We start from the raw sequence: 21165 nt of genomic DNA, 5'->3' as shown, positions 1-21165 counted from the left end.
AGAAGCCATGATCAGCTCAGCCACGGGAGTCGTGTTGGGTCCTGATGTGAAGGGCTCGCATTTTCTCGATGCGACGGCGCTTCCGTGGCAGCCAACCGACACCCCGGGATTCGATCTTGTGACGTTGTTCGAGAATCCTTCTACCGGCGAGTCCACCGCCTTGATGAGAGTCGAGCCCGGTGCAAGGACGGGTTCGCACAGTCATGACTTATTCGAGGAGATCTATGTTCTCGATGGTGAATTCTCGGATGAAGAGCGTACTTACCTGCGTGGGCAGTACTGTGTGCGTTCGCCGGGAACGCTTCATACAGCGGCGTCCGAACAGGGATGCGTAGTTATGCTGATCTACCGGAATACAGCAGCGGCGTTGGCTTAGTCATGCAGATATCGAATGCATCCATGACCACTCTCGGCGTAATCGGAACGGGACAGTTCGCTTCATATTTTATTGCGGCGCTCCGTCGGGGAGGCTATGACGGCAAGGTCTTGCTCTCGCCACGCAATGCCGACACCGCCCGCACGCTGGCGCGAAATCACGACTGCGTGGTGACTGCGTCTGCTGAAGAGGTGTTGGCTGGCGCCGACGTAGTCCTCCTGAGCGTGAGGCCGGAGAATGCCGAAGCCGCGTTGGCGAATCTCCGTTGGGAGCGTCGCCACACCGTCCTTTCCGCGATGGCGGGTATTCGCCTCGACGACCTTCGCGCGTTGCTGCCTGAAGTAGGGGGCATCCATCTCATCATGCCGGGGAGCTACATCGAAATCGCGCCGGGGCCCATACCGCTTTATCCGCCCGCGCCGGGGCTCATGCCGTTGCTCTCTTGCGCCGGGGATGTCGTGGCATTGCCGAACGAGGCTGCGTTTAACGTGGCGATGGTCTCGCTCTGCGCGTCGACGTGGATATACGACCTTGCCCATGCGCTTGCGGCCGAGCTTGAGCGGCATGGTCTTGAACCGGACGCTGCCCGTGCGCTGACGCTTGGCAATATTGCGGGTCCCGCCAGCTTCGCCTTGAGCGTGCCGGCGACGAGCCTCCTTGATATCTCTGCAGGCATTGCGACCGAGCGGACATTTACCAAGGCCGGACTCGATCATTTGAAGGCGCGTCACTTCGATGCCCCATGGAGAGAAGCCATTGCACGGCTTGCGGAAATGCTAAAGCTATCCGCATGACGACTCTGGTGCTGCGGTATCAATCTGCAGCAGGCGTGTTGGGATGCGAAGGCGGCTTAGAGAGAATATGCAAAGGAAACGTGCTCGCGAACGCGAGTCGTCGGGTTACATGTCGGGTTACAACAATTTGGAGTGAGTCGTGAGTTCTAAGGTCGTTATAGTTGGCGGCGGGGTCATTGGTAGTTCCATCGCCTATTTTCTGCGTGCGTCGGATCCGACGGTCGATGTGACCGTTATTGAGCGCGACCCGAGCTACGCGAAGTCATCGTCGGCACTTTCGGCCGCATCGATCCGGCAGCAGTTCTCTACACCGCTTTCCATTCAAATGTCGTTGTACGGTATCGAGTTTCTTCGCGGTATTGGGGACATTCTTGAAGTAGAAGGGTTCAAGCCGGCCATCGATCTTCACGAAGGCGGTTATCTTTTCCTCGCCACTCAGGCAGGGGACGCAACGCTTCGTGAAAACCACGCGCTGCAACGGACGCTTGGAGCGGACATCACGCTCATGGCGCAGGACGCGCTGCGCACGAAGTTCCCGTGGTTGAATGTCGAGGACCTCGTATCCGGCGCGTTCGGCGAGAGCGGAGAAGGGTGGTTCGACGGCTACGGTCTCGTGCAGGCGCTTCGCAAGAAGGCCCAGTCGCTGGGTGCGCGCTACATTGCGGCGGATGTGACGGGACTGGTGCGGGACGGTCGACGCGTCACGCATGTCGTCGCGAGCAATGGCGAGCGCTATGCATGCGACACCGTGGTCAATGCCTCGGGCGCCTGGGCGCGCAAGACAGCGGAAATGATGGGTATCGACATCCCTGTTTTCGCGCGGCGCCGGAGCATCTTCAACGTCTCATCTCCGGCGATATTGCAACACTGCCCTTTGCTGATCGATCCGACCGGGGTCTATTTTCGCCCTGAGGGGAAGACGTATATTTGCGGTACGTCGCCGAGCGCGGACAATGACCCGGATGACCTGCCGCTGGATGAAGTCGACCACGCCATCTTCGACGAAGTCATCTGGCCGACGCTTGCTCACCGTGTTCCGGAATTCGAGGCCCTGCGCGTTGAAAACTGCTGGTCCGGCTACTACGAGTACAACGTGCTCGACCAGAATGCAATTATCGGCTATCACCCGGACGTCGAGAATTGCGTGTTCGCAAATGGCTTCAGCGGTCATGGGCTTCAGCAAGGGCCGGCTACCGGACGTGGCGTGAGCGAGTTGATTCTCTCCGGGAAGTACACCTCACTCGACCTGTCGTCACTGAGCTGGGAGCGGGTGCTCGAGCGCCGTCCGATTGTGGAAAAGAACGTTGTCTAGCGCAATGCGCGCTCGCGATGCGGGCTTTTGATATCAAGGGATTGCTGCGATTCGACGGACCGAGCCATGGCTCAAGCTTCATTGAGGAAACACGCGCTGTACGACACGATGGTCGCCGATGAGCGACTCGGGAGACGATCGCCCGATACGCTCGCGAGGCTCGTCTCCTTGATAGCCGTTATCAACTCCGGACATAGAGGTTAATATTCGACAGGCAGGCGGCCCTTGGCTGCATCTACTCGACCCAATCAATTTCGGAAAATATGGAAACGGTAATGCCTGGTTTGAAGGAACTACTGGCGCAGCGCGAAGCGCTTCAACAGGAATTGGAGCAGGCACGTCAGCAGGAAGCAGATCGCGCGCTGCGCGAGATTGTCGCGAAAATGAGGGAATATAAAATCTCCCTGCAGGAGCTGATAGGCACCCGGGCTCATGCCCGAATGGTCCCGCCGGTCCCGAACGCAAAGTACCGCGACCCGGCCACCGGGGCGACGTGGAGCGGGCGGGGGCGGGCGCCACAGTGGATTGCAGACAAGAATCGCGACGATTTCCTGATTCAGCCGTCTTTATTTCGCAATCAGTGACGCTTTTCAGGGAAAGGCAGGGCGCCCGGGAGGACGCCGGCCTTCGGCGTGCCCAGGGCGTTTTCTGTAGGCGCTCCGATCAAACCATATTAGTTGGCTAGGCTCCGTCATGCTGGCGCTGATAGGCCCGCTCTCCATCGGCACGAGCGTCCGCTGCTGAACGGAAGACTTCCTCACTATACGCGACCACTTTCTTGCCCGTGCCATGCACTCGGTCGATCGTAAGCCCCCAGTGCCAGCCACCATCCTGTTCGAAGACGTGAAGCGTCAAATTGGGTAAACAGCGCGGACTCGTCATGTATGCCTCCCGTATAGGGAACCGGACTGGCACGAAGGCCATGCTCCTGCTCGAATCAGCATAGACGGTAAATGTTGCAAAGCAGCATTATATTTTATCGAGCGTGTTTGTGCGTTGCGGGGATACGCGTTGTAGATGGTCACACAACAATCACGCAAGCGCCGTACTTTGCAAAGTTCGTAAAGGAGACGGCCATGGCGAACAAGCTTGAAAAAATCGACCATATTGTGTATTTGATGCTGGAAAACCGGTCCTTCGACCAGATGCTCGGTCTCCTCTACCGCGACACCGGAAACCGTTCTCCGCTCGGCCACGCGTTCGACGGCCTCACCGGCAAGGAATCGAATCCCGACGACACGGGCCACGAGATCGAGGTCTACAGCATCCAGGCGAGCGATCCGCATCCGTACCTCATGCCGGGCGCCGATCCCGGCGAAGGTTTCTACAACACGAACTACCAGTTGTTCTCAACCGACGATCCCGCCCCGGGCGCCGTCCCGGACAACCGCGGTTTTGTGCTGAACTTCAAGTCGGCGATCGCCTCGGATCTCGCGAAGCACTACAAGGACTCGCTGTCCGGTACCGAGCCATCACAGATCATGGGCATGTACACGCCTGAACTGCTGCCGGTGCTCTCGGGGCTCGCGCGCGGTTACGCCGTGTGCGATGCATGGTTCGCGTCGGTGCCCACGATGACCATGCCGAACCGCGCGTTCGCGCTCGCGGGCACGTCGCAAGGCCATCTAGACGATCACGTCAAGATATTCACGTGCCCGAGCATCTTCGGCCGCCTGTCGGACCTCGACGACGCGAAGGTCGACTGGGCGATCTTCGGCTACAACCGGGATCCGCTCACGCGTCATGATTTCCCCGATGTGCAGCACGCCGACGAGTCGCACTTCGGCCACTTCCGCGATTTCCAGGCGCTCGCCGCGAGTGGAAAGCTGCCCGCGTTCACGTTTATCGAGCCAAGCTGGGACGCGACCGGCAACAGCCAGCATCCGAACTATGACGTTGCGGCAGGCGAACAGCTTATCCACGACACCTATTACGCCCTGCGCAACGGTCGCGGCTGGCACTCGACGCTGCTCGTCATCACCTACGATGAGCACGGCGGCAACTATGATCATGTCGCGCCGCCGTCGAACGCGACGCCGCCCGGCGACGGCACGGTCGGCGAATACAGCTTCGACTTCACGCGCTTCGGCCTGCGCGTGCCAGCCGTGCTCGTCTCGCCGCTGATCGAGGCGGGCACTGTGTTCCGCGCACCGAAGGGACAAACGATCGATCACACGTCGGTGCTGAAGACGCTTCACGAGCGTTGGGGCACGAAACCGCTGACGAAACGCGATGCGGCTGCGCCGTCGCTTGGTGACGTACTCAAGCTCGACAAGCCACGCGATGACGATCCGCTCGCGAACGTCGCCGTGCCTGTGTCGAGCCTGCATCACCAGGACGCCTCGACACCTTCGCGGCTCGACCGCCTGCAGGCGGCCCGCGTCGCCGCGCTGCCGGTCCGCAACGAGAAAGGCCATTACGAGGTGGAGCCGGACCCGCTGCCATCTTCGACCGCCGAACTCACGAACTTCATTCGCGACCGCTCGGCCGCGTGGAGTCAGCATATCCAGCGCCAGCGCAGCCGGCGCGGCGGCAAGCACTGAACGGAACGACATATTTTAAACATAAGCAAAACTAATTATATAGATCCTCGTTAATGCCGCGATCCTTCCCGCGACAAGACCATCGCGCTCCCGGCGATATTTTTTATGTATAAGTAAGCATTACATATTATATTTCCGCTGCTAAGCCAAAGATACCTACTACGACAGAACCAGCTTGTCTGCCCGATCCGGATTGAGGGCCGGTGTGCTTCCGACGACAAAGCCGCATAGGCACCGGCACCATGCCCCGCAGCGTGGTTACCGACTGGATGGCTGCACACCTCGGCTTCTTTATCTGTAGGGTTCTAGTAATAGCGCGAGAGCTGGCATGCGGATAGTCAGGCAGTGCCAAGCAGCCTCGCAAAGATCCCATTAGACTGACCACTCGCGCAACGACCGGACGCCGCCGTTCTCCTTCGAGGGGCCCGCGTCGCGCGATTTCGCATGGGAGTCATTCGATGAAAGTGTATCGCTTCGATCAAGCCGGCAGTCTCGACCATCTGACGCTTCATGAGGAACCCACGCCCGAGCCTCAGCGTGGCGAAGTGCTGATCCGGGTGCGCGCGTCGTCGCTCAACTATCGCGACATCGCAATGGTCCACGGCAGCTACCTGCGCGCGCAGCAGGCCGGCCTGATTCCGCTCAGCGACGCCGCCGGCGAGATCGTCGCCGTGGGTACGAACGTGATCGACTTCAAGGTCGGCGACCGGGTCATCAATACGTTTCATCCGCGCTGGTACGGCGGCAATCCGCCGCCTACACTCGGCACGGAGAGCTACGGCTCGCATCGCGATGGCTGGCTGACCGAGTACAAGGTCGTCAGCCAGGAAGCGGTCGTGGCGGCTCCGCCGGGCCTGTCGTTCGAAGAAGCGGCAACGCTGCCTTGCGCGGCGCTGACCGCATGGACGTCGCTATCCGGATTGCGGCCGCTGCGCCCCGGACAAACGGTGTTGACCCAGGGCAGCGGCGGCGTTTCCGTATTCGCGGTCCAGCTTGCCAAACTGCTCGGCGCGCGCGTGATTGCGACGACTTCTTCCGCCGACAAGGCGGCGCGGCTCAAGGCGCTCGGTGCCGATGAAGTCATCAATTACATCGAGACGCCCGCATGGGGCGACCGGGTCCGCGAGCTCACCGATGGACGTGGCGTCGATCGGGTGCTTGAGGTGGGTGGCGAGGGCACGCTCCAGCAGTCGATCAAGGCCGTGGCCAGCCGCGGCGAAGTCGCGCTGATCGGCTTTCTCGCCTCTGGCCATTCCGGCGTCGATTTCAACGACCTGTTTCGCAGTGGCGGCGTTTTCTACCGGATCTCGGTCGGTGACCGCTCGGGCCTGCTGGACCTGGTGCGTGCCGTTACGTCGTCCGGCCTGAAGCCGGTCATCGACAGCGTGTTCCCGTTCGAGCGTGCCCTTGATGCGTGGCGCCACTTCGATGACCGTGCCTTCTTCGGCAAGGTCGTCATCTCTCACTGACGACAGGAACCAGATACATGTCACATTCCGCTGTAGCGAGCATTGCGGTGCTCGACGACTATCAGCAGACGGCCCGCCCTCTCGCTGACTGGGCCAGCCTCGCGCCTCGGGCGCAGCCTGTTTTCTTTCATGACCATGTCGCCGATCCGGATTCGCTCGCCGCGCGCCTCGCGCCATTCGACGCAGTCGTGCTAATGCGCGAGCGCACCCGCCTGGACGCCGCACTGCTCGCGCGTCTGCCGCAGCTCAAGCTGATCGTCACCGTCGGCATGTGGAACGCGGCGATCGACCTGCACGCCGCGCGCAGGCAGCAGATTGTCGTATCAGGTACTACCGGCGGCGACGCTGCGGCCACCCCGGCGCTTACCTGGGCGTTGATCCTTGCCATCACGCGCAACGTGCATGCAGAAGCCGCCTCGGTGCGCGCTGGCGGCTGGCAGGTTGGCCTCGGCGTGGACGTGAACGGCAAGACGCTCGGTTTGCTGGGACTTGGCCGTATCGGGCAGGCGGTGGCGCGCCTGGGTCAGGCATTCGGGATGCGCACGATTGCCTGGAGCCAGAACCTGACGGCCGAGCGGGCCGCCGAACATGGCGTTGAACGTGTCGATAAAGATCAGTTATTTCGCGACGCGGATGTGCTCTCCGTTCACCTGAAACTCGGCGAGCGCACCTGCGGGTTGGTCGGCGAGCGCGAACTGGCGTTGATGAAGGCGAGCGCCTATCTGGTCAACACTTCGCGTGGGCCGATCGTCTCCGAAGCGGCGCTGATTGAAGCATTGCAGGCACGGCGCATTGCCGGCGCGGCGTTCGACGTGTTCGACGAAGAACCGCTGGCGCCTGGACATCCGTACCGGTTTCTGCCCAACGTGCTGGCGACGCCGCATATTGGGTACGTCACCGAAAACACTTACCGCACCGCCTATCCGCAGATTGTCGAATCGATCCGGGCGTGGCTTGACGGTGCGCCGGTCCGTGAATTGCCGCTCTGAATCTTATGGATGTGATGTGGCCTCGCACCGAGCCGCGTGCAGGGCCGCATAGCCATCGAGCATGATGGTTTTCAGTGGTTGCCCGCGATGCATGATCGCCTTCTTGAAGGATGTTTTTTCTGCTGCGACGGTATGCGCAGGGAAAGGCCCGGGCCATCCGGCAGGGAGATAGGGCTTCGAGCCCGTTTTGGCGTTGCGAACGCCAATCCCGACTTCGGTTCGACGTATCCGGGCATGACTTTGCCCATGAAACGGATATACGCAAAGACGCTGGATATAACAGGAACATTTCGGACCGCAAAAGACAAAAAACCCCGTAATCACAAGGATTTACGGGGTTTCCCGGACTTCTTCGGATTGCTCCGAACTTGAATCCTGGTTCCCAAGAGAGGACTCGAAATACGTCATTAACTGTTGAATGGCAGTTCGCACGGTAACGCCCTCCATGAACGAGGGGGTACAAACGTCGAGGCTTTGGTTCCCGCGTAGATTTCCTGGTTCGCCTCGTTGAAGTACCTTGCTTGGGCTTGAGCGCGCTCGCCGCAGGTACGGGTGAGCTCGAATGTGTCGACCGTGAGGCCTTCATCCTGACTTGCCAGGGCCTGCCCACACTACCCTCGGGAAATAAGGCGTGCCCAGCCGACGCAATGATGGCGACCAAAGGAAGGAAAGTGTGAAAGAGCACCAACCGCCAGCGCGAGCAGCGCAATCGCTTCGCCCACCAGGCCTCGTTGACGTAGGCGGCACGGTTCAGTCGGATCAATATTTCGATAATACTTGAAATATGGAATAGATCGATCTATGCTACGGCCATGGACTCGAACCTCGTCGTACGCGCCTTGAGCGCTCTTGCACATGAATCGCGACTCGCGATTTTCCGAACGCTCGTAGTCGCCGGCCCCGACGGGATACCGGCAGGCGAGATTGCGCAACAACTCAGCCTTGCGCCTTCAAGTCTGTCCTTTCATCTCAAGGATCTGTCACACGCAGACCTCGTGAAAGCTCGGCAGGAAGGGCGCTTTATCTACTATTCGGCCAATTTCGACGCAATGAACGGCCTCGTGGGTTTTCTCACCGAGAACTGCTGTGCCGGCGCGGCGTGCGCAGCGAGCAGTCCTCCCGCTTGCTGCGGAGATGAATCATGAAACGGATGCACATCCACGTGTCTGTTCAAAGCCTTAGTGAGAGCATCCGCTTCTATAGCGCGATGTTTGGCAACGTTGAGCCGAGCGTACTCAAAGACGACTATTGCAAATGGGAGCTGAAGGACCCAGCGGTCAACTTCGCCATTTCGCAGCGCGGCGCAAAACCCGGTGTCGACCATGTCGGAATCCAGGTCGAGACCGATGAGGAACTGGCAGAGATGAACGCTCGCTTCGCCGCCGCGGACCTGCCCGTGCAAGAGCAGACGGGCGCGACCTGCTGCTACGCGAAGTCGAACAAGGCTTGGACCGTCGACCCACAAGGGGTGGCATGGGAAACCTTCAGGACACTCGCAGCCGCGCCCACCTACGGCGAGTCAAGAAATGAACCCCATCATTCGTCGGATGCCTGTTGCACCCCGACTGCGTCCACCATCGAATTCCGGAATCGCGGATGACCGACAGACAGTACTCAATTCTCGTCCTGTGCACAGGTAACAGCTCGCGCAGCATTATGGCTGAAGCTCTTTTCAACACACTCGGCAAGGGGCGTTTCCGGGCGTATAGCGCAGGGAGCGATCCCAGTGGAACGGTTAACCCTTTTGCCATAGAGCGCTGCGAGTCGCTCGGCTACGACGTGGCACAACTTCGCAGCAAGAGCTGGGACGAATTTGCCACGCCTGACGCGCCGCATATGGATTTCGTCATTACCGTGTGCGATCAGGCCGCCGGCGAAGTCTGCCCAATCTGGCCAGGCAGACCGATGACCGCGCATTGGGGTTTTGAGGACCCGGCTGCGTTCGAGGGCACAGATGAAGAAAAGCGCCAGGTGTTCAGCAAGGTCTACCGGCAAATAGCTGGCCGGGTGAGCCAGTTCGTGAACTTGCCCCTGCACGTATTGGACAGCAACGCCATTCAGCGCGAGTTGCGCGCGATCGGTGAACGGCCAGCCGAGGGACCCAATGAGCAGCACTGAACATACCGGTGCTGCATTGAGACCCGCTATCGGATTTTTCGAGCGCTACCTGACGGTGTGGGTGGCGTTGTGTATCGTCAGCGGCATCGTGCTCGGCCAACTATTGCCGGGCGCGTTTCAAGCCATCGGCCGCATGGAGGTTGCCCACGTTAACCTGCCGGTGGCGGTGCTGATCTGGATCATGATTATCCCCATGCTCGTGAAAATCGACTTTGCGGCCATGACTCAGGTGAAAAGCCAATGGCGTGGCATCGGAGTGACGTTATTCGTCAACTGGTTCGTCAAACCGTTCTCCATGGCCCTTCTCGGTTGGATTTTTATACGCCACGTGTTCGCCCCATGGCTGCCGGCGAACCAGCTCGACAGTTATATCGCTGGCCTGATCCTGCGGGCAGCCGCGCCTTGTACCGCGATGGTGTTTGTCTGGTCGCAACTGTGCAAGGGCGACCCGTATTTCACGCTGTCACAAGTGGCCCTGAACGACTCCATCATGATCGTGGCTTTTGCACCTCTCGTCGCGCTTCTGCTGGGGCTATCGGCCATTACAGTGCCGTGGGATACGCTCATCGCCTCAGTCGGCCTCTATATCATCGTGCCGGTCATTCTCGCGCAGATGATCCGACGTTCGTTGCTTGCGAAGGGCTCGGCTCATTTCGGGCGTGTCGTGGCAAAGCTCGGTCCCTATTCAATTTCCGCACTGCTCGCCACGCTGGTGCTCCTGTTCGCTTTTCAGGGAGAGGCCATTGTTCACGAGCCACTGGTCATCGCGATGCTGGCCGTGCCTATCCTGATCCAGGTCTTCTTTAATTCGAGCTTGGCGTACCTGCTCAATCGCAGGCTGGGTGTCGCTCACTGCGTAGCCGGACCGTCAAGCCTGATCGGCGCAAGCAATTTCTTCGAGCTGGCCGTGGCCACCGCGATCAGCCTCTTCGGATTCCACTCGGGCGCGGCGCTGGCTACCGTGGTCGGCGTGCTCATCGAGGTGCCGGTCATGTTGCTGGTGGTCGGCGTCGTCAATCGCTCGCAACGCTGGTATGAAGGCAAGACAGCCTGATCAAGCGCTCCGCGAGCAAGAGGCATGACTGGGAGGTAGATCATGGCAAATGCCGAGAGCAATACCTGTTCGCTGTTGTCTGGTTCGGGCGGTCTGCACCGCAACTCGATGCGAGCCTTCATTGCGCTGCGGTTGGGCGCCCCCCGGGTCTCCGACGACATGAGAAATCTGGACGTCAGTGGACCGAATGCGCTGAGTCGTTTGCCAGCGTCCAGTGCCTCCGCCTCGACGTTGGCTGATGCGCTCTCTCGAGCGCTTGGCCGAGAGTCCGGGCAGCAAGCGGAATCTATGGTTTTGACTGCTACTCGGAGGGAACATCAGAGCATGATGCGCTTCGTCCTTGGCGGCACGACGGCCGCCGCAGTGTTGCTGCTGGACGTGCCAGTGCTATTTCGGATTCCGCGTTGCGACTGGGAAACACCGCTCCTACGAACCCGCAATCGCTTCTCTGACGACGGCATCAAGCTCTACGCAGTGTTGATGAACGACAGCAGTGAACGCAGTTTTTCAGGTGCATTGCGTCGCGTGCGCCATCTTTATCAGGGAAAACAGTTCACCCGGTTTTGTGACATGAACGGCATCGGGCTTCTAACCAATGACGAGACGCCGGCCGCTCGAACGGTTGGCAAGACTCAAGATGGCTTGGCCTCGTCAATAGCGTCGGCGTTAATGTCCGCACGTCACTTCTGCTGCGGAGCTTTCCGCATCGGCCAAGCAGACTCCGCGACGGATATCCATCGCGCTCTATCCCTTTGAGGTCGCATGTCGAGCCTACCCGCTGACCACCGAAGCGAAAACGCAGACCCCGGCGGTCACCGCGCGACTTGGGCGCTCGCCATCGCCCAGCTCGTGTCATGGGGATCGGTCTATTACGCGTTTTCCCTCTTCGTGGTCCCAATGGAGCGGGCGATGGGATGGAGCCGCACGGACACCAACGCGGCCTTATCGCTCGGCCTCCTTGTCTCCGGATTCGCGGCTTATCCGATCGGCATATGGATCGACCACGGCCACGGCAGGAAAATCATGATGGCGGGTTCCATCCTGTCGACAGCGATGCTGCTGTTGTGGTCGCAAGCTCACGCGCTGCCTACGCTGTTTGTTGTTTGGGTCGGCCTGGGTGTGTCGATGGCGGCCACGCTGTACGATCCGGTGTTCGCCGTAGTGACGCGCGATTACCCCGGTAGCTTCCGTACAAAAATAACGCTCATCACGCTGGTCGCCGGGTTCGCCAGCACGGTCTTTATCCCACTGACGCAAGGCTTCGTAGACTGGTTCGGATGGCGAGCCGCACTGATTTTCCTCGCTGCGGTGAACATCGCGATCAGTCTGCCCATTCACGCGACCGCGATCAAACGGAACGACGCGACCGGTGTAACGGCCGGCCACAGGGCACGGTTGAAGACTGCGAACATGGCTTCGACGCAACGCGCGCTGCGCACGCCGACGTTTTGGGCGTTGGCCGTGTGCTTCACTGCGTACTACGCCACGTTCGCGTCGCTGACGTTCCACCTGGTGCCGCTCATGGTCGCGCGCAAGGTCCCAGCGGGTTGGCTGTTGACCACCATGGCAATCATCGGTCCCGCTCAGGTGGCCGCGCGTGCGCTTTGGTTTTCTACCGGTCGCAACGTGCGGCCAGCGCTGATCGGCCTGATCGTCACAGCAGCGTTTCCGGTTTCCGTTCTCGTGCTGTTGTACGCGGGAACCTCACCTTACTTGTTGATGCTGTTCGGTCTCGTGTACGGAGGGGCGAATGGAATGATGACAATCCTGCGTGGAACGATTGTGCAGGATGTGATGTGGACCGAGGGCTATGGGGCCATCAGCGGTTTGCTCTCCGCTCCGTCGAACATCGCCAAGGGCATTGCGCCCATTTCCGCTGCCGCGCTTTGGACCATTCAGCGAGACTATGCGTTAGTCGAGTGGGTAATTCTAGGAGTTTCGCTTGTATCGACCACCGCGTTTCTAGTCGCGATGCGATTCGCCCCCCGTCAGTGCGCCCTCGACCACCGTGCCACGGCCGGCGTAATGCGGAAGTGACGTTTCAGAAGAATGACCAGCGACGATGACCTTCCGCGACCGTCACGAGAGCATATGTCCGATGGATGTCTGCCACCCGGGTTTGTCACGAACTGCGTCAGTATTTTTGCGCTCGGTTGGCGCAGATTTCACTTTTTTTGGTGTCCGATATCCAGGCCTGGATTGTCGGCAATCACCGAAGGTAATAGCGCAGCGCCGCGACGAGTGACTTGCTTACCTCGAAATATGTCTCAATGGCCAAGCCAGTACGATGCGCAAGACCGGTAAGAGCGCGTGATTCGGCGAATGAAAGTTGTGCCTGAGCTCTCAATGCCTCGATGGATCATCTCGCCATCCGCCGAGCACGGCATCGGCGCTACTGACCGTGGACGTTCCCGCCGTAAACCCCGGCGTCCGGCTCAAACGTGGCGCCGGCGCCGGTTGCAGCCTATCGCCGTGGACGCTATAGGTTCGACGCGCGACCATGTGCTCGTGCGTCGCGGCTTCGTGCAAGCCGAGCACCGGGCTCACGCACGCATCGGAGTCCCGGAAATGCGCGGCCCACACGTCGCGAGTGCGGCTCGCGAAGCGCTCTGCGAGCGCAGTGCGAATCGCGGGCCAGCCCGCTTTGTCGGCGCGTGGCGGCAGACTGTCGGGTGCGACATCGAGCCCCACGAGCAACGCTTGCCAGAACGGCTCTTCGAGCGCGCCGACTGCGACGTAACGATCATCCATTGTCCGGTACGTGCTGTACCACGGGGCGCCGCCGTCGAGTGAATTGGTGCCGCGCGCGTCATTCCATTCGCCTTGCGCGTGCAGGCGGCAGAAGAGGGACATCAGCATGGCGGTACCGTCGACCATCGCCGAGTCGATGATCTGGCCCTGGCCGCTGTCGCGCGCTTCCCACAGCGCGCAGAGCGCGCCAAACGCGAGGAACATCGCGCCCCCGCCGTAGTCCCCGATGAGGTTCAGCGGCGGCACCGGTGCGCCGTTCGTGGGGCCGATCGCATCGAGCGCGCCGGTGAGTGCGATGTAGTTGATGTCGTGTCCTGCTGTGCCCGAGAGCGGCCCCGTCTGGCCCCAGCCGGTCATGCGGCCGTACACCAGGCGTGGATTGTGCGCGAGGCAGACGTCCGGGCCGAGCCCGATCTTTTCCATGACGCCGGGACGACTGCCTTCCAGCACCATGTCCGCGTGTGCCACGAGTTCCAGCGCGGTGTCGCGATCGCCCGGATCTTTGAGGTCGAGCGGTACGACCCGGCGCCCGCGTTGCATGAAATTGCCGGGATCGACGTGGGCGCGCGCACGTGCGACTTGCACGACGTCGGCACCCATGTCGGCTAGCAGCATGGTGCAGAACGGCACGGGGCCAAGCGCGCTGAACTCGATGACACGCACGCCTGATAGTGGACCTTGTTTCATCGCGACTCCTGTCTTACGCATGAGCGGCCATACGCCGGCCCGCGAAGAATACGCAAACAGACGATATGACAAAGAAGGCCGCTACCACGATCATGCCCGCGGCAAGGCTGTGCGCCTGCTGCTGCACACGGCCTACCATCATCGGCACGAGCCAGCCGCCAAAGATCGCGCCGCAAGAACTGATGATCGCGATCACCGCGGGTTTGGCCTTCGCAGGAAGATAGGTTTGGGGAATCGACCAGAAGATCGCCAGCGACGCATATACGCCGATGTTGGCAAGCATGAAGCCCACGAGCGCGACGGCAAGCGTTGTCGATAATGCGACGATCGTATAGCCGGCCGCTGCGATCAGCATGCAGGCGACCGTGTGCAGCACCCGTTCCTTGCGGCGATCCGAGCGCCGCGACAGGAACGTCATGCCGACGATGCCCGCGAGCGGAGGCAACGCGGTAACGAAGCCGATGACGCCGAGCGGCACGCCAGTGTGATGCAGGATCTGAGGCAGCCACGCGCCGACTGTCGCGTTACCCGAAAAGATGCCGACATACCCGAGCGTCAGCACCCACATCTCGGGGCGGCGCAGCAGCGTCATGACGCCCGATGGCATGCCGTGGGCAGACGACGCGTCGCCGCTTTCGAGTTGTTCGGCGAGCCACTTCTTTTCATCGTTCGAAAGCCACTTCGCCTGATGCGGCCGGTCGGTCAGGTAGAAAGCGCCGAAAATCCCGAGCGCCACGGCGGGTAGACCTTCGAGCACAAACAGCCACTTCCAGCCCGGCACGCCCCATACGCCATCGAGCTGCATGATCGCGCCGGACACGAGCGACGAGACCACGTACGCGGCAGGAATCGAGTAGGAGAACATTGCGTTGTAGCGCGCGCGGTGCTGCTGCGGAATCCAGTAGCTCAGGAAGAGGAACACACCAGGAGTCAATCCCGCTTCGGCGATGCCGAGCAGCGCGCGCACCGTATAAAAGCTGCCGGGGCCAGTGACGAACGCCATCGACATCGTCACGATGCCGAACAGCATCGCGATCCGCGTAAGCGTGATGCGCGCGCCGTACCTGGCGAGCGCGAGATTGCTGGGTACTTCGAATATCGAGTAGCCGAGAAACAGAATGCCCACACCGATGCCGTACATCTGCGGCGTAAGTCCCAGTTCCTTGTTCATCGAGAACGACGCGAAGCTGAGGTTGCCGCGATCCAGTACCGATACAACATAAAGCGCAATCAGATACCACATCAACCGTCGCCCGACGCGCGACACCACCTGGGTGCCGTCGACTTCGGCGTCCGCCACGGCAGCTGGCCTCGGCGCGGAGGCCACGGCGGGGGACTGGGACGACACGCTCATACTGATCTCCTTTTGTTATTTGCCAAATTTGGAGGGACCAATTTGGTGGGCTCAATATAGAACCGTCTCGCACAATGTCAAAGCCCGGGAAATCCCTTAAAGAGTGTCCGGCCGGAGGGAGATTCGGTCTCGGTCGCTGAGATTAGATCAAAGAAAAGTACATAAAAACAATCAATTAAGGCTTGATACAAGGCTTGGTAAAAATTTTTTCGTCCGCCGCGTATCCGTTTGGTTATCTGCCGGTAACGTGAAATAACCAGTTGACCGCTCCAGGATTCTTTATATAATTGGTCCCACCAATTTTGCAATCAATGGAGACGGCCATGCTTTCACATGAAGACAATGAGACCTTGGTGCGCGTCGGCGCCGGAACACCGGCTGGCCAGTACATGCGCCTCAACTGGCTGCCGTTCCTGCCCTCGTCGGATCTGACGCTCGACGGCCAGCCGCAGCGCGTACGTCTTCTAGGCGAAGACTTGATCGCGTTCCGCGACAGCGAAGGCCGCGTCGGCCTCGTCGATCATGTGTGCCCACATCGCGGTGCGCCGCTGATTTTCGGCCGTAACGAGAACTGCGGGTTGCGCTGCGTCTATCACGGCTGGCAATTCGGCGTGGACGGCCACGTGATCGATACGCCGGCCGAACCCGCCGAGAGCCGGCTCAAGGAGAAGGTGCGCATCAAGAGTTATCCGTGCCGCGAGCGCAACGGCATCGTCTGGACATACATGGGCGAGGCCGGTGCGGACGTTTTGCCGCCGCTGCCGAATCTGGAATGGAATCTGGTGCCGTTGGAAAACGTGCACTTCAGCTTTCGCGTGCAGGAATGCAATTGGCTGCAGGCGGTGGAAGGCGAGATCGACTCCGCGCATGCGCCGATCCTGCACGGCCGCATCGATTCGCAAGGCTCGATCAACGACTGGACTGCCAAGCGCGATCTGCGTCCGGTGTTCGAATGCCAACGGCGCGATTTCGGCATCAGCATCGCGTCGCGCCGCGTGCTCGACGACGCCCATCACTACTGGCGCGTCAACCAGTTCCTGTTTCCGTTCTATACGCTGGTGCCGCCGCAATCGAAGTATCCGGAACTGAGCGGCCATGCATGGGTGCCAATAGACGACGAGAACACGCTGTGCCTGATGTTCTCGTACACGCCGGCCGCGCCGCTCTACGAGAAGACGCGACAACTATTCGAAGACGGCCATGCAGGACGCGAAACAGGCCACGCGAGCGCGCATGCGTTCGCGCCCCGGCCTGTCACGCAGCCATATGCGAAGTACTGGACCAAGTACAACCTCGAATCAGCGTTCATGTTCAATTACGACGCACAAACCAAGACGTGGTTCTCGGGCCTGCCAGGACTGTGGGTGCAGGACGCTGCTTGCCAGTCGGGCGTTGCGCCAATCTACGACCGTCGCCGCGAAAACCTCGGCATCAGCGATACCGGCGTGGCGATGACGCGGCGGCTGTTGCTCGAAAACGTACGCAAGCTCGCGTCGGAAGGCGTGTCGCCGCTGCGTCTCGACGATCCGGACCTGTGGATGGTGCGCGCGGTGTCGCTGACGCTGCCCGCGGACGCGCGGTGGCAGACCGATGGTGCCGAACACATGCGCGCACGCCTGGGCGCCGACTTCGGCTATACGCCCTGACCCACACCGACAGCTAGCGAAATATAAAACCTTCATGTCCCAACACAACGCTGAGCGCATCGACGTCCGTCTCACGCAGATCCGTCTTGAAGCGGACGACGTAGCGTCCTATGAATTCCAGCCCATCGACACACCGGTCCTGCCGCCGTTCGAAGCCGGCGCACACATCGACCTGTATCTGCCCGAGAACCGGGTGCGCAGCTATTCGCTCGTCAACGATCCGCATGAGCGGCATCGTTATGTGATCGCTGTGCAGCACGAGGTCGCGGGTCGCGGCGGGTCCACGTGGATGCATCGCTCGCCCCGGGTTGGCGACCGTTTCACCATCAGCATGCCGATGAATGATTTTCCGCTGTCCGAAGACGCGCGCGAATCGGTGTTCATCTGCGGCGGTATCGGCATCACGCCAGTCGTATCGATGATCCGGCGCCTCGAACGTACCGGCGGGTCGTGGCAACTGCACTATGCCGCTCGCGAGCGTTCGCGTGCAGCCTATGCCCGCGATCTCGCGCAGATCGGCGCCGCGGACTCGCGCATCACGATGCATCTGCAAGCCGAAGGCGGGCGGCTCGACGTGCGCCGCGTGGTCGAACGTGCGGCTGCCGATGCGCATCTGTATTGCTGCGGGCCGCGCGGCATGGTCGATGAATTCATCGCAGCGTGCGCGTCGCGGCCGCACGAGAAAGTGCACTTCGAACGCTTTGCGGCGGCCAGTGAATCGGCGACGGGCGGGGGCTTCGATGTGGTGCTCAAGAGCGACGGCAGGCGCATTCAGGTGGCGCCCGGCAAGACGATTCTTGACACGCTGCTCGATCACGGAGTCGACGTGCAGTACGCATGCTCGGCAGGAGTGTGCGGCACCTGCCGCACTGGTGTGATTGACGGCGTGCCGGACCATCGCGACGACTTCCTGACAGACGAGGAGAAGGCCGCGAACCGCGCGGTAATGGTGTGCTGCTCGGGATCGCTGTCGCCGACGCTGGTGCTCGATCTCTGATCTTTCGATCGAACGCAAACCACTGATTTACGTGCGCCTCGTGCGCATCGACCAAGGAAACGCCATGCTGTCGAAACTGATCAACGATTTTCCCGAGCACGAACCGCGTCCGGCCAATGCACCCCAGGCGCTCGCCGGCATCCGCGTGGTCGACTTCACGCACTTCATCGCCGGACCGTTTGCGACGATGATGCTCGCCGACATGGGCGCCGAGGTCATCAAGGTCGAAGCGCCCGGCCGCGGTGACGAATTCCGCTATTACCCGCCGGCGCATCCGCAGGACGCCAGCATCGGCGGCCCGTATCTCTGGGCGAACCGCAACAAGCGCAGCATTGCGCTTGATCTGAAGTCCGAAGAAGGGCGGCGCATTGCGCTCGAACTGGTCGCGAAGGCGGACATCGTCGCGGAGAATTTTTCGACCGGTGTTATGGAGCGCCTCGGCCTAGGCTACGAAGCTTGCCGCGAACTGAATCCGCAACTCATTTACTGCTCGGTGTCTGCGTATGGCCGCGAAGGCGCGTTCGCGGACCGGCTCGGTTTCGACCCGATCGCGCAGGCCGAGAGCGGCTTCGTCTCGATGAACGGTTATCCGGACCGGCTCGGCGTGCGCGCGCTGTCGCCCGTGATGGATATCAGCACGGCGATGATGGCAAGCAACGCAATCCTTGGTGCGCTGGTCGCACGTGAACGCACGGGCAAGGGCCAGGCGGTCGAGGTCTCGCTGTTTGATAACGCGGTGCTGATGACCGGCTACGCGACGGTGCAGCATCTGTTCACCGGCGAGGAGCCCCGTCGCCACGGCAACACCAGTCCCGACACATGTCCGTCGGGCGTGTTCAAGGCGTCGGACACAGCGTTCTACATCAATTGCGGCAACAACAAGATCTTCCATCGTCTCGCCATCCAGGTGCTGGAGATGCCGGAACTGGCTGCCGATCCGGTGCTCGCGGATCGCAACGGCCGCATCGCGCGGCGCGACGAACTGTTTCGCATCCTCGACGAGGCGTTCATTCTCCATCCGTGGGCATACTGGCAGCAGCGCATGCGCGCTGCGTCAATTCCGTGCGGCGAAGTGCGCACGGTCGGCGAGGCGCTGCGCTCGCCAGAAGCGCGTGAACGCAAGCTCGTGAGCCGTCTCGAGCATCCGGATCTCGGTTGGCTGCCGAACATCAACTTGCCGTTCCGCTTCAGCGAGACGCCGATCGCTGATCCGTCGCCTGCGCCGCGCGTCGGTGAGCACAGCCGTGCGATTCTTACCGGTGTGCTTGGGTATCCTGACGATCGCGTGAATGCGTTGCTGCAAAGCGGCGCCGTCTACAGTAGCCAGCAGCCGCTGGCTGCTGCCGAGGGGCACACAGAGGCATCCTCGTTATGAGCGAACGGACGCTGCGCGGCACGGTCGCGGTGGTCGGCGTCGGCGAGAGCGAGTACTACCGCGTCGGCCGCGCGCCGGACCCGGAGTTCAAGCTGCTGCTCAAGGCGATCCTGGCGGCGTGCAGGGATGCCGGCATTGATCCGGCAGACATCGACGGCTTCGCGTCGTTCGCCGACGATCGTAACGACGCGGTGCGCGTGGCCACCGCGCTCGGGGTGAAGCGCTTGCGCTCGGCAACGATGCAATGGGGCGGCGGAGGCGGTGGATGCGCCGCCGCAGTCGCCAACGGTGCGGCCGCTATCGCGAGCGGCATGGCGCAGTGTGTGCTCGTCTATCGCGGGCTCGCACAGGGGCAGTTCGGCCGCTTCGGCCAAGCTGCGCCTCGCACGACGATCTCCGGCGATATGGCGTATCAGATGCCGTACGGCGTACTCGCGCCGCCGCAGAAATTCGCAATGAAAGTGCAGCGTTTTATGCACGAGCATGGCGTGGGCCGGGAGGCGTTGCGTGCGATCGCGCTCGCGTCTTACCAGCATGCACAGGCCAACCCGCGCGCGGTGATGGCCGGCAAGCCGCTCTCCGCGGACGCATACGATGCATCGCGCTGGATCGTCGAGCCGTTTCGTTTGTTCGATTGCTGTATGGAGAATGACGGCGCGGGCGCTGTGCTACTGGTGGCCGCCGAACGTGCGAAAGATTTTCCACATCGGCCAGTGTATCTGCTCGGCGCGGCAAGCGGCGCCGACTGGCGGGCGGCGGCCTCGCCGCACAATGCGCCCCACTATGCAAGCGCCAACTACAGCGGTGTCGCGAGCGACCTGTACCGGATGGCGCGGGTGAGCCCGGCCGACGTCGGCGTGGTGCAGAGTTATGAGAATTTCACCGGAGGCGTGGCGATGGCGCTAAGCGAGCACGGTTTCTTCCGTCCCGATGAAGCCAACGATTTCCTGACGCCGGAGAATCTCGTCGCGCCGTCGGGCAAGCTGCCGCTCAACACGAGTGGCGGCAATCTCGGCGAGTGTTATGTGCACGGCTTCGAGCTGGTGATCGAGGCGGCGCGCCAGGTGCGCGGCGAGTCGACCAGCCAGGCTGCGCGACACGACGTGGCGCTGGTGATCGGTGGCCCGATGGTGGCGCCGGCAAGCAGTCTTCTGTTCGGATCGGAGGCCGTGTTATGAACTCGTTATCGCCATCGCCGGGGTACCTGCCCGCCGGACTGCCTGCGCCGGAGTCTGAATCGGACGGCCTGTCTGCGCCTTATTGGGAAGGGCTGCGCGAAGAGAAGCTGCGCGTACAGCGTTGTACGCGCTGCGATACGTGGCAATTCGGCCCGGAGTGGCTGTGCCATGCATGTCACGCCTTTGATCCCGCGTGGCATGACGTAGCGCCGTACGGGCGCATATTCAGTTGGGAGCGCGTCTGGCATCCATCGCATCCGGCGCTCGCGCAGGCGGTGCCCTACCTGGTGATACTGGTTGAGCTGGAACATGCCGGTAACGTGCGGATGCTCGGCAATCTGCTTGGCGACCCGCATCAGCGCGTCGAAATTGGCGCGGCGGTGACCGGGGTGTTCGAACATCATGCCGATGCGACGACGCCTTACAGCCTGCTGCAATGGCGGCTTTCGGCATGAAAACTTCGGGGCTGACGGAAGGAGGCTGTCTGTATAATCTTTCGCTACCGTCATTGCGACTTTATCC

The 21165-nt window shown here is 61.3% G+C and carries 21 protein-coding genes; 18 read left to right on the top strand and 3 right to left on the bottom strand.

Features of this window, described 5'->3' with window-relative positions; genetic code table 11:
* The first annotated feature begins 7 nt into the window (after positions 1-7).
* The 4 genes from HB376_RS01205 to HB376_RS01190 all read left to right on the top strand — a co-directional run bounded on the left by HB376_RS01205 (position 8) and on the right by HB376_RS01190 (position 3066).
* The gene (locus HB376_RS01205; protein ID WP_213761602.1) at positions 8-376 is read left to right on the top strand and encodes a cupin domain-containing protein; all 369 of its coding nucleotides are present in this window, start codon (positions 8-10) and stop codon (positions 374-376) included.
* Between the two features lie 23 nt (positions 377-399).
* Entirely contained in the window at positions 400-1170 is a 771-nt protein-coding gene (locus tag HB376_RS01200) for an NAD(P)-binding domain-containing protein (RefSeq protein ID WP_213761601.1), read from the top strand.
* A gap of 139 nt (positions 1171-1309) precedes the next feature.
* Positions 1310-2482 (top strand): FAD-dependent oxidoreductase, encoded by a 1173-nt coding sequence (locus tag HB376_RS01195; protein ID WP_213761600.1) that lies wholly within the window; start codon positions 1310-1312, stop codon positions 2480-2482.
* Positions 2483-2757: 275 nt separating this feature from the next.
* Entirely contained in the window at positions 2758-3066 is a 309-nt protein-coding gene (locus HB376_RS01190) for an H-NS histone family protein (protein ID WP_213761884.1), read from the top strand.
* A 97-nt stretch (positions 3067-3163) separates the two neighbouring features.
* On the opposite strand, the gene HB376_RS40705 is transcribed toward HB376_RS01190, so the two are convergent.
* A complete protein-coding gene (locus tag HB376_RS40705) occupies positions 3164-3364 on the bottom strand; it encodes a hypothetical protein (RefSeq protein ID WP_255631094.1) in 201 nt (66 codons plus the stop codon).
* A gap of 194 nt (positions 3365-3558) precedes the next feature.
* On the opposite strand from HB376_RS40705, the gene HB376_RS01185 reads away from it, so the two are divergent.
* The 9 genes from HB376_RS01185 to HB376_RS01145 all read left to right on the top strand — a co-directional run bounded on the left by HB376_RS01185 (position 3559) and on the right by HB376_RS01145 (position 12692).
* The gene (locus HB376_RS01185) at positions 3559-5025 is read left to right on the top strand and encodes an alkaline phosphatase family protein (RefSeq protein WP_213761599.1); all 1467 of its coding nucleotides are present in this window, start codon (positions 3559-3561) and stop codon (positions 5023-5025) included.
* A 458-nt stretch (positions 5026-5483) separates the two neighbouring features.
* Entirely contained in the window at positions 5484-6494 is a 1011-nt protein-coding gene (locus tag HB376_RS01180) for an NAD(P)-dependent alcohol dehydrogenase (RefSeq protein ID WP_213761598.1), read from the top strand.
* A 17-nt stretch (positions 6495-6511) separates the two neighbouring features.
* A complete protein-coding gene (locus HB376_RS01175) occupies positions 6512-7483 on the top strand; it encodes a D-2-hydroxyacid dehydrogenase family protein (RefSeq protein ID WP_213761597.1) in 972 nt (323 codons plus the stop codon).
* Positions 7484-8295: 812 nt separating this feature from the next.
* Positions 8296-8628 (top strand): metalloregulator ArsR/SmtB family transcription factor, encoded by a 333-nt coding sequence (locus HB376_RS01170; protein ID WP_213761596.1) that lies wholly within the window; start codon positions 8296-8298, stop codon positions 8626-8628.
* Positions 8625-9083: an ArsI/CadI family heavy metal resistance metalloenzyme gene (locus HB376_RS01165; protein WP_213761595.1), complete on the top strand. Its 459-nt coding sequence runs from the start codon at positions 8625-8627 to the stop codon at positions 9081-9083. Before HB376_RS01170 ends, HB376_RS01165 begins: the two co-directional genes overlap by 4 nt.
* Entirely contained in the window at positions 9080-9601 is a 522-nt protein-coding gene (locus tag HB376_RS01160) for an arsenate reductase ArsC (protein WP_213761594.1), read from the top strand. The genes HB376_RS01165 and HB376_RS01160 overlap by 4 nt, the downstream gene beginning before the upstream one ends.
* On the top strand, positions 9588-10655 hold the full coding sequence (gene arsB / locus HB376_RS01155; protein WP_213761593.1) for an ACR3 family arsenite efflux transporter: 1068 nt from the start codon (positions 9588-9590) through the stop codon (positions 10653-10655). Before HB376_RS01160 ends, arsB begins: the two co-directional genes overlap by 14 nt.
* Before the next feature lie 42 nt (positions 10656-10697).
* The gene (locus HB376_RS01150) at positions 10698-11411 is read left to right on the top strand and encodes a hypothetical protein (RefSeq protein WP_213761592.1); all 714 of its coding nucleotides are present in this window, start codon (positions 10698-10700) and stop codon (positions 11409-11411) included.
* 6 nt (positions 11412-11417) lie between these two features.
* Positions 11418-12692: an MFS transporter gene (locus HB376_RS01145; RefSeq protein ID WP_213761591.1), complete on the top strand. Its 1275-nt coding sequence runs from the start codon at positions 11418-11420 to the stop codon at positions 12690-12692.
* Positions 12693-12998: 306 nt separating this feature from the next.
* On the opposite strand, the gene HB376_RS01140 is transcribed toward HB376_RS01145, so the two are convergent.
* Together HB376_RS01140 and HB376_RS01135 are read right to left on the bottom strand one after the other, a co-directional pair.
* On the bottom strand, positions 12999-14093 hold the full coding sequence (locus HB376_RS01140) for a CaiB/BaiF CoA-transferase family protein (protein ID WP_213761590.1): 1095 nt from the start codon (positions 14091-14093) through the stop codon (positions 12999-13001).
* A 13-nt stretch (positions 14094-14106) separates the two neighbouring features.
* Positions 14107-15447, bottom strand: coding sequence for an MFS transporter (locus HB376_RS01135; protein WP_213761589.1), 1341 nt, complete (start codon positions 15445-15447; stop codon positions 14107-14109).
* A 323-nt stretch (positions 15448-15770) separates the two neighbouring features.
* Here HB376_RS01135 and HB376_RS01130 point away from each other — a divergent pair, with 323 nt between their 5' ends.
* The 5 genes from HB376_RS01130 to HB376_RS01110 all read left to right on the top strand — a co-directional run bounded on the left by HB376_RS01130 (position 15771) and on the right by HB376_RS01110 (position 21098).
* The gene (locus HB376_RS01130) at positions 15771-17093 is read left to right on the top strand and encodes a Rieske 2Fe-2S domain-containing protein (RefSeq protein WP_213761588.1); all 1323 of its coding nucleotides are present in this window, start codon (positions 15771-15773) and stop codon (positions 17091-17093) included.
* A gap of 34 nt (positions 17094-17127) precedes the next feature.
* On the top strand, positions 17128-18090 hold the full coding sequence (locus tag HB376_RS01125; RefSeq protein WP_213761587.1) for a PDR/VanB family oxidoreductase: 963 nt from the start codon (positions 17128-17130) through the stop codon (positions 18088-18090).
* Positions 18091-18154: 64 nt separating this feature from the next.
* Positions 18155-19465 carry a CoA transferase gene (locus HB376_RS01120; RefSeq protein WP_213761586.1) on the top strand — a complete coding sequence of 437 codons (1311 nt, stop codon included), beginning with the start codon at positions 18155-18157 and terminating at the stop codon, positions 19463-19465.
* On the top strand, positions 19462-20643 hold the full coding sequence (locus tag HB376_RS01115; protein ID WP_213761585.1) for an acetyl-CoA acetyltransferase: 1182 nt from the start codon (positions 19462-19464) through the stop codon (positions 20641-20643). The genes HB376_RS01120 and HB376_RS01115 overlap by 4 nt, the downstream gene beginning before the upstream one ends.
* Entirely contained in the window at positions 20640-21098 is a 459-nt protein-coding gene (locus HB376_RS01110; protein ID WP_213761584.1) for an OB-fold domain-containing protein, read from the top strand. Before HB376_RS01115 ends, HB376_RS01110 begins: the two co-directional genes overlap by 4 nt.
* Positions 21099-21165: the final 67 nt, after the last annotated feature.

The sequence above is a fragment of the Caballeronia sp. dw_19 genome, from assembly GCF_018449515.1.
GTDB lineage: Bacteria > Pseudomonadota > Gammaproteobacteria > Burkholderiales > Burkholderiaceae > Caballeronia.
This window is presented reverse-complemented; position numbering and strand designations above follow the sequence as displayed.